7 protein-coding genes are annotated in these 8,053 nt (G+C 62.6%); 6 read left to right on the top strand and 1 reads right to left on the bottom strand.

The features are described from left to right. Window positions 1-3 precede the first annotated feature (3 nt). The 5 genes from cobM (at window position 4) to ACFFSY_RS17010 (ending at window position 4,662) form a co-directional block, all read left to right on the top strand. Window positions 4-780, top strand: coding sequence for a precorrin-4 C(11)-methyltransferase (gene cobM / locus ACFFSY_RS16990; RefSeq protein WP_377496142.1), 777 nt, complete (start codon window positions 4-6; stop codon window positions 778-780). Beyond that, entirely contained in the window at window positions 777-1,928 is a 1,152-nt protein-coding gene (locus ACFFSY_RS16995; protein ID WP_377496124.1) for a cobalt-precorrin 5A hydrolase, read from the top strand. The genes cobM and ACFFSY_RS16995 overlap by 4 nt, the downstream gene beginning before the upstream one ends. Further along, complete coding sequence (locus tag ACFFSY_RS17000; protein ID WP_377496126.1) at window positions 1,925-3,379, top strand: cobyrinic acid a,c-diamide synthase CobB; 1,455 nt, start codon at window positions 1,925-1,927, stop codon at window positions 3,377-3,379. Before ACFFSY_RS16995 ends, ACFFSY_RS17000 begins: the two co-directional genes overlap by 4 nt. Window positions 3,380-3,397: 18 nt before the next feature. Further along, window positions 3,398-3,958 (top strand): nitroreductase family protein, encoded by a 561-nt coding sequence (locus ACFFSY_RS17005; RefSeq protein ID WP_377496128.1) that lies wholly within the window; start codon window positions 3,398-3,400, stop codon window positions 3,956-3,958. A gap of 152 nt (window positions 3,959-4,110) precedes the next feature. Beyond that, window positions 4,111-4,662 carry a DUF1697 domain-containing protein gene (locus ACFFSY_RS17010; protein WP_377496130.1) on the top strand — a complete coding sequence of 184 codons (552 nt, stop codon included), beginning with the start codon at window positions 4,111-4,113 and terminating at the stop codon, window positions 4,660-4,662. Window positions 4,663-4,911: 249 nt separating this feature from the next. On the opposite strand, the gene ACFFSY_RS17015 is transcribed toward ACFFSY_RS17010, so the two are convergent. Beyond that, on the bottom strand, window positions 4,912-5,856 hold the full coding sequence (locus ACFFSY_RS17015) for an aldo/keto reductase (protein ID WP_377496132.1): 945 nt from the start codon (window positions 5,854-5,856) through the stop codon (window positions 4,912-4,914). 388 nt (window positions 5,857-6,244) lie between these two features. Between ACFFSY_RS17015 and ACFFSY_RS17020 the strand changes: the two genes are divergently transcribed. Continuing rightward, window positions 6,245-7,369 carry a transglutaminase domain-containing protein gene (locus tag ACFFSY_RS17020; RefSeq protein WP_377496134.1) on the top strand — a complete coding sequence of 375 codons (1,125 nt, stop codon included), beginning with the start codon at window positions 6,245-6,247 and terminating at the stop codon, window positions 7,367-7,369. The last annotated feature ends 684 nt before the right edge of the window (window positions 7,370-8,053 follow it).

Raw genomic sequence — 8,053 nt, forward strand, 5'->3', positions numbered from 1 at the left:
GACATGAAAGTATATCTCATCGGAGCGGGACCGGGCGACCCGGACTTGATTACCGTCAAAGGGCTGCGACTGCTGCAGGAGGCGGACGTGGTCATGTACACGGACTCGCTCGTCAGCGAGGCGCTCATCGCGAAGGCAAAGCCGGAAGCCGAGGTCATTAAGAGCGCGGGACTCGAGCTGAACGAGATGGTCGGCATCATGGTTGAACGCGTACGGGCCGGGAAAATGGTCGCGCGCGTCCATACGGGCGATCCGTCCGTCTTCGGCGCGATTATGGAGCAGGTCGCGCTGCTGAAGAAGGAAGGAATCGGCGTGGAGGTCGTGCCGGGGGTCAGCTCTGTATTCGCCGCCGCGGCAGCGCTCGGGGCGGAGCTGACGATTCCCGAATTGACGCAGACCCTAATTCTTACGCGCGCCGAGGGCCGCACGCCGGTGCCGGATCTCGAGAAGCTGCGCGACCTGGCGGCTCATCATACGACGATCGCGCTGTTCTTGAGCGCGACGCTCGTCCGGAAGGTCATCTCCGAGCTGCGCGAGGCCGGCTGGAGCGACGATACGCCGGTGGCCGTCGTGCAGCGGGCGACCTGGCCGGACCAGCTCATTATCCGGACGACGGTGGGCGAGCTGGAGATGCGGATGCGCGAGCATGGCATCCGCTCGCACGCGATGATTCTCGCGGGCTGGGCGCTCGATCCGGATATCCACCATAAGGAGCAGTATCGCTCCAAGTTGTACGATAAGACATTCACGCATCGGTTCCGCCGCGGGGTGAAGGAATGATTGCGCTGACCGAAGGGCAAATGCCGCGCATCGATGTAAGCGGCGACGTCGCGGTCGTCGCGATAACGAAGCACGGCGTCGAGCTGGCCAGGCGCATGCAGCACGAATTCGGCAATTCGGATACGTATTACATGGGCAAATTCGCGCGCGGCGACGAGGCGGCGCGGGGGATTCAGCTGTTCGAAGGCAGCGTGCGGCTGCTGTTCCCGGCGCTGTTCCCCCGGTATAAAGGGATTATCTGCATCATCTCGCTCGGCGCGGTCGTGCGGATGATCGCGCCGCTCTTGAAGGACAAGAAAGTAGATCCGGGCATCGTCGTCATCGACGACAAAGGCGAGCACGTCATCAGCGTGCTGTCCGGGCATCTTGGCGGGGCGAACGAGCTGACGCAGGAGGTGGCGGCGGCCATTGGCGCGCGCGCCGTCGTCACGACCGCCTCCGACGTGCAGAAGACGATCGCCGTCGACCTGTTCGGCCGCCGTTTCGGCTGGAGCTGGGAGTCGGCGGACAAGCTGACGCCGGTCAGCGCGTCAGTCGTGAACGAGGAGCGAGTAGCGGTCGTGCAGGAGTCCGGCGAGCCGGACTGGTGGACGCATGAGGCGCCGCTGCCGGCGACGATCCATGTCTATGGCACGGTCGCGGAGGCTTTGGCGGACGAGCCGGATGCGGCGCTCGTCGTAACGCACCGGCTGCTCGCGCCGGAAGAGGAAGCGATTCTGCGCAACGGGGTGCTGTACCGGCCGAAGGTGATCGCCATCGGAATCGGCTGCAACCGGGGCACCTCCGCCGAGGAGATCGAGGCGGTCATCGCAGAGACGCTGGACGAGCTGCGGATGTCGCGCAAGAGCGTCAAAGCCGTCTGTACGATCGATCTGAAGCAGGACGAGGAGGGCCTGCTCGCCGTATGCGATCGGAACGGCTGGCCGCTTCGCGTCTATACGGCCGCGGAGCTGAACGAGATGCCGATGGAGGCGCCGTCGGAGACGGTGTTCAAATTCACGGGAGCGTACGGCGTCAGCGAGCCGGCCGTCAAGCGGTACACCGGAGCGAGCGAGCTTGCGCTCGTGAAGAAAAAGTCCGGCAATGTGACGATATCGGTCGGCATCATGCCGTTTCCTCCGGCCAAGGGAGGGAGCGGGGCGCCATGACGGACAGAAGACTAGTCATTGCCGGGACAGGCAGCGGCGTTGGCAAGACGACGGCTGCGATCGGGCTGATGGCGGCGTTCGCCCGCAGGGGGTTGGCCGTGCAGGGCTTCAAGTGCGGACCGGACTATATTGATCCGACGTTCCATGCCGCCGTCACGGGTAGGCAGTCGCGCAACCTGGACGGCTGGATGTTCCCGGCCGACACGGTACGCGAGATCTACGCGCGGGGCGGCGCGGATGCGGACGTCTCGATCATCGAAGGCGTCATGGGCTTCTACGACGGGCGCGACCCGCTCGCGAACGAAGGCAGCACGGCAGAGATCGCCCTGCTGCTGGATGCGCCGGTGCTCCTTGTCGTCAACTGCCGCAGCATGGCGCGCAGCGCGGCCGCGGTCGTGCGAGGCTTCCAGCTGCTGGAGCCGCGCGCGCGGATCGCCGGCGTCATCGCCAACCAGGTCGGCAGCGACAATCACTACCGGCTCGTGCAAGCGGCTATCGAGCAGGAATGCGGCATCCCGGTAGTCGGGAATTTGAAGCGCGACGAGGAGCTGCATATGCCGGAGCGTCATCTGGGACTGGTGCCGGCCATCGAGCGCGGGGAGCTGTCGGGGCTGTTCGAAGGGCTCGCAGCACGGATCGAAGCGGGTTTTGATTTGGATCGCATTCTCGCCATCGCGGAGTCGCCGGCGATCGACGTGCAGGATCGGCTGTTCGCGGCGGCTGGCCATTCGCGCGCAGGCGGACCCGTGCGCGTCGCGGTCGCGAAGGACGCGGCTTTTCATTTCTACTACCCCGAGAATCTCGAGCTGCTCGAAGCGAACGGGGCGGAGCTTACGTACTTCTCGCCGCTGGCCGGGGAGCCGGTGCCGCAGGATGCGGCCGGTCTGTATATCGGGGGCGGATTCCCGGAGCAATTCGCCTCTGTGCTGTCGGCGAACGAGAAGGTTCAAGCCTCGGTGCGCGCGGCAGCGATGAGCGGCATGCCGATCATCGCGGAGTGCGGGGGCTTCATGTATTTGACCGAAGCGATTATCGACACGGAAGGACGCCGCTATCCGATGGCCGGGGTGCTGCCTGGCGAGGTGCGGATGCAGCGCAAGCTGGCGGCGCTCGGCTACCGGGAGCTTACCGGCATGGCGGGCAACGCGCTGCTCGGCGAGGGCGGACTGGCGAAGGGGCATGAGTTTCATTACTCGGTGTACGAACCGCCTGTTGCCCAAGCGGAGGTCGAATCCGAAGCGGGCGGGCAGCCGGCTGCGCCAGCGCCCGCCTACATGTCCAAAGGCATGCGCGGCGTCAAGCCGGAAGGCATGGCGACCGGGAATCTTGTGGCGGGTTACGCGCATTTGCATTTCGCCTCGAACCCCGCGCTTGTCGGCAGCTGGCTCGATTTGTGCGAAGCGGAGCGGGAGAATCGGCGGCGAATTGCGCTAGATAGCGTACAATCATAAACGGAGGAGGAATCCCTCATGTCCATTACAACCGCGCTGCGCAAGCGGCGGGCGGTGAGGCAGCTGCTGCCGGCCGAAGTGGAAGAAGCGCGAATTCGCGCGCTGCTGGAGGCGGCCGTGTGGGCGCCCAACGACCGGCTGCGCGAGCCGTGGCATTTCTACGTCCTGCGGGGCGAATCAAAGCGTCGTTACGAGGAAGCGGCTGCCGCCTACTTGCAGGCACGGTTTCCAACGAAGCCGAAGCTCGTGGAGGAATCGATGAAAGCCCTGCTCGGGACGCCGGTCGTCATTGCGGTCACCGCCGATATCGTGGAAGGCGACCCTGCGGCAACGCGCGATAACGAATACGCCGCGGCTTGCGCGATCCACGGTATGTGGCTGGCCGCTTCGGAGCTTGGGCTCGGTCTTGTCTGGCGCACGCGCGGCATCGGTCTCGTGCACGACGGCGGCATGCACGACCTGCTCGGCGCGCCGGAAGGGCGCCAAGTCATCGGCACGCTGTTCGTCGGCTACCCGGCGGAGGAGACGCCGGAGACGAAGCGGACGGATGCTGGCGCGAAGACGACCTGGTTGAATTGAACCGATGATATACCGCAGGGTCGATAGCCGTCTTCACGGGAGAGCTAACGCCTGTTGAAGGCGGCGGGAGCCGCGGAACCATCGCGGGCGGATAGGCTGCTGCGTTTGGCCGGACATGGTATACTGGTGCAAAAAGGAAACGAGGGTTCCCTATGCAGGTGTATATCGCGCTGCTGCGCGGCATTAACGTCAGCGGCCACAACAAAATACCGATGGCCGAGCTTCGTCTGATGTTCCAAGGGATGGGACACGGCCGTGCGCAGACGTACATCCAGAGCGGCAACGTCGTCTTCGAGGCGGAAGCGGAGGAAGCGCCGGCGCTGGCGCTTCGCATCGAGGACGCGATCGAGAGCCGGTTCGGCTTTCGCGTTCGGGTCATGATCCGAACGGCCGAGGAGTGGGATGCGATTATTCGCGATTGTCCGTACGAGGCGTCGGCGCTCGGCGAAGCGGAGAGCATCCAGGTGTCGCTGCTCGCGGACGACGCGCCGGGTCCCGAGGAGATCGCGCGCAAGCTCGATCCCGGTAACGAGCAAGACGAATACCGGGTCATCGGGCGCGAGCTCTACCTGCTGCTTCGGCAGCGCATGTCGGAATCGAAGCTGGCGGACAATTTGGTCAAGCTGCGCAATACAGTCACGACGCGCAACTGGCGCACGATGCTGAAGCTGCAGGAGATGGCGAACGCGATGCGAGACAGCTAGCTTGAGCAAACGAATGCTCGATGAGGCTAGGGTCGATCTTGCGCGCGGACGCGGGGGACTAAGCTTGGCAGCAGCAATCGATGCGTCGATATAAGCGGAATTGCCGTCAAGCCAAGTCCGCGCGAATGAAATAGAACCGCCGGGGCGCGTAACGTCCCCGGCGGTTCTTTGTGGCATGCTGGCCGTCCTGACGCCTAACGTGCGTCCTCGAACTGCTTATGCCGCGATTGCTTATGAAGCGACCAACGACTATTGTGCCGCGATGCCGCGAATTTCGACGAGCGTGGCGTCGTCCAGCGTGACGTCCGCGGCGGGCAGCACGCCCGTAATATGCGATGGCTTGCGGACGCCGACGATCGCGCTCGTCAGCGCCGGATGGGCAAGCACGTAGGCGACCGCAAGCTGCGGCAGCGTCAGGCCGAGCCGCTCCGCGATCGTTTTCAGCCGATGAGCTTTGTCGACGTTCTGCCGGAGTCCCTCGCCCGTATGGGCTTTGTTGCGGGATCGCCAGTCGTCGTCGCTGAAGGTGGTGTCGTACGTGTAGTTTCCCGAGAGCAGCCCGGACGTGAGCGGGCTATAAGCCACAACGCCAATGCCGTTCTGCTGGCAGAACGGCAGCAGCTGGGCTTCCACCGCGGGACGAAGAATCGAATAGGGCGGCTGGAGCGAGTCAACATGGGCGACCGCGAGCGAATGCTCCAGCTGCTCGACGTTGTAGTTGGAGACGCCGATGTAGCGGATCTTGCCGTCCTGCACGAGTTTCTCGAGCGCGCGCATCGTCTCTTCCTGCGGCGCGTCTTCCGCCGGCCAGTGCATCTGATACAGGTCGATGTAGTCGGTGCCCAGCCGGCGAAGCGAGGCTTCCGCTTCCTGGAGTATCGACGCATAGGCGCCGCTGCGCGTAATCGCGCCGGCTTCGTCCCATACGAGACCGCATTTGGTCGCAACCACCACGTTGGCGCGGTCGATGCCGAGCGCCCTGCCGAGTACCTCCTCGGAATGGCCAAGGCCGTAGACGGCAGCCGTGTCGTAGAACGTGACGCCCGCATCAAGAGCGGCGCGCACGCTTTCGCTCGACAGCGCGTCGTCCTGCTCGCCCCAGGCGCTGGCCCAGCCGCCGCCGCCGATAGCCCAAGAACCGAAGCCGATGACCGAAATTTCCGGTCCCTTCTTACCTAACTTGCGATACTTCATCGTCTCGCACGCTCCTTCATCCATCAGATTGATCGAACCGCGGGTGCGCTATTGCATGTCCTCTTACCCGGAAGCGGGATCATTTTATCATAAGTGCTTATCGGATGGAAACAATTCCCTGACCTCGCGTCTGAAATTTTGGATCGGGTGAGATATTCGTCAATTCGGTGAATTTTCGGAGAAAACAGTACTAGTCCGGCGGTCGTCGCGTATGGATAGACGATAGGCGCGGGCAAGCCGCGGCACGAGGGTTGACGCCCTCCGTGGGGCCGCGCGCCGCACGCCGGGTTCGACGAATAATTGGCAGCGGGCCGATGCTACCAAATCCGCCGATAAGTGCTAGAATGAGAGAGACACCGTACGACATACACACAAGGAGGAACGGCAGATGAAGTTGGTCAAAGGGGTGTTGGCGGCAGCAATGCTGCTTGGCGCTCTGCCTGCGGCGACTGTGCTCGGGCCGGTTCGGCCTGCCGAGGCGGCTGCATCGCAAGTATCGGCCGTGCAGGACAAGATGAGCCAGACGCTCATCGAGGCGATCGAGAGCCGGGCAAGCACCGTCACCCTTTCTTATACAGGGACGAGAACCGCGCTCAAGAACGATTTGAACCGGGCGATCGAGCTGGCGCTGGCATCGGACGATTATTTGCACTATATTGTGAAAAGCTACGCGACCTCGGCCATCATTACTGGCACGAGCGCCAAAATAACCGTGAAGTTCACCTACTGGGAGACGCTAGCCCAGACGAAGCAGGTGCAGCAGAAGGTCGCGCAGGCGCTGGGCGAGATTCTAACAGATGGCATGAACGATCATCAGAAAGCGAAGGCGATACACGATTGGATCGTGACGACGCTCGCTTATGATACAACGCTGGTCTCCCATTCGGCGTTCGACGGACTGAGCAAGGGCAGAACCGTCTGCCAAGGCTACGCATTGCTCACCTACGAAACGATGAAGCAGGCGGGCATCCCGGTGCGCATCGTGGAGGGAAGTTCACGCGGCCAATCCCATGCGTGGAACTTGGTTCAGCTCGGCGGTCAGTGGTACCACATGGATACGACCTGGGACGATCCTGTGCCGGACGTGAAGGGACGCGTCGTATACAACTATTACAATGTCACCGATGCGCAGCTGCGCGCGGACCACAGCTGGAAGGCCGCGAACTATCCGAAGGCGGTAACGGCGTATGATGCCACCTTGAGCACACTGGCCGCGACCGACGCAAGCCGCGCCGCGTTCTACGACAAGCTTTACACGGACATGGGCTTTGCCTATTTGGATGAAGACTACACGGTGACGACCTTGCAGGCGCTGAAGGATAAAATCGCCGCGGCGATCGAGCAGGGAGAGACGTCCGTGGTGTTCCGTTATACCCGCGGCGCGAGTCTCGCCTCCGATATGAAGAAGGCGGTCTCGGCCCAGACGGGCGTAACGCGGTATAGCTACACGTACGAATCGTTCGCGCGGACGACCATCAACGACAAGCTGGTCCGGCTGAAGCTCGTGTACTAGAATCGTCTCGATAGCGCGTCATCAAACCGCGGCTGCCCCTTGCAGCCGCGGTTTTTTGCGATGAGACGTCCGCGTCGCAAAAGACGGCGCCAGCCGTTTCGCTTGATGAATGAAGACTTGCGGAACAAGTGAAGCGCGTCCGCGGCGGACGAAAGCGAAGGTCAGCACGGAGCCGCATCAAGCATACTCCCCCCCCCCTCAGGATACCACCTAGGCAACACGTAACGAGTAAGCCAGAATAACAGCCAGACCAAAGGACTAGCGGGCACCCCTCGGAATAACACATCGAAGGCGGCCGCGCAGCAAGTCACACCCCTTCCGGGTGACCTAAACGTTTTCCAACGGAAAACGTGCTTCGGAAGCATAAACTGGGCGAAGTCCTTAGGTTCTCCTAAGCGGAGGGCAAGCTGTCAGGTTAAGGAAAAACGTCCGGTGAAGCGACCCATGGCCTATCGTAGACAGGCTTATTACTTAGTGCTGCTAACTTCAAAACCCACTGAAGCTTTGTCCGCGAGGACAAAAGCGTGCCACGTTCGAACCCACCCGCCAACCGCGAACAATTGTGTCAGCACGAAGAAGGGAGTCCAGAGGGCGAAGTCCTATGGTTCCCCTCAGCGGAGGGGGAAGGGGGAGGGAGCAACAAAAGAGGGGTCAAAGGGGCTGGGCCCCTTCTTATGAAGCTTT

Source organism: Paenibacillus aurantiacus, assembly GCF_042431225.1.
In the GTDB taxonomy this organism is placed as follows: Bacteria; Bacillota; Bacilli; order Paenibacillales; family Paenibacillaceae; genus Paenibacillus_Z; species Paenibacillus_Z aurantiacus.